The sequence below is a fragment of the Fibrobacter sp. genome, assembly GCA_024399065.1.
In the GTDB taxonomy this organism is placed as follows: Bacteria; Fibrobacterota; Fibrobacteria; order Fibrobacterales; family Fibrobacteraceae; genus Fibrobacter.
Genome location: JAKSIB010000115.1, coordinates 1 through 1,076, shown reverse-complemented (window position 1 = coordinate 1,076; position 1,076 = coordinate 1). Strand labels below are relative to the sequence as shown.

General features: G+C 51.6%; 1 rRNA gene. It reads right to left on the bottom strand.

Annotated features, from left to right (window positions below):
• A 23S ribosomal RNA gene (locus MJZ25_16725) occupies positions 1-1,076 on the bottom strand; the annotation flags it as partial.

Genomic DNA, 1,076 nt, shown 5'->3' with positions numbered 1-1,076 from the left:
CGGTTTGCGGTACGGGTGGGTCGCAGGTTGGATGATAGCAGTTTTTCTTGAGAGTCTGTTTACCTGCTCTATCACCGCCCCCGAAGGTTTGGCGTACTATTGGATTTCAGCTAACTCCACGTACTTCACTATGGTGTTAATACCTACGTCTTTCAACGGGCTATTCCGTCAGCCCGCGGCAGTGTCACTCCTCTGTCCCTGCGTCTCCTGCGACTCAGTACATGAATCTTCACATGTTCGTCCTTCCGGTGCGCCCAAAGGCTGCCCGTTAGGCCCCGACTTACCCTGATCCGATTAACGTTGATCAGGAAACCTTAGTCTTGCGGCGAGGGGGTTTCCCACCCCCTTTATCGTTACTTATTCCTACATCTGCTTTTCCTGCCGCTCCAGAGCCCCTCTCGGAAATCCTTCACTGCAACAGGAATGCTCCCCTACCAATAATTAATTATTCCGCGGCTTCGGCTGTGGACTTATGCCCGATTATTATCCATGCGGGGGGACTCGATCAGTGAGCTGTTACGCACTCTTTAAATGAATGGCTGCTTCCAAGCCAACATCCTGACTGTCTCTGTCCCTCCACTTCGTTTTGTTCAACTCGGCCCACAATTGGGGGCCTTAGCCGGCGGTCTGGGTTGTTTCCCTCTCGGACACGGACGTTAGCACCCATGCCCTTTCTCCAGTGTATTGAATACAAGCATTCGGAGTTTATCAGGAATTGATAGCCGGTGAAAGCCTCGCTTCCTATCAGTCGCTCTACCTCTCATATTGTCAATACCAGGCTGCACCTAAATGCATTTCGGGGAGTACGAGCTATCTCTGAGTTTGATTGGTCTTTCGCTCCTACACCGAACTCATCCGTAAGCTTTTCAACGCTTATCAGTGCGGTCCTCCAGTTAGTTTTACCTAACCTTCAACCTGGTCCGGCGTAGATCACTCAGTTTCGCGTCTACCCACACTTACTATGCGCCCGTTTCAGACTCGCTTTCGCTTCGGCTCCGGCCCTTAAGGCCTTAACCTTGCAAGTGAAGGTAACTCGTAGGATCATTATGCAAAAGGCACGCCATCACCCCGTAGGG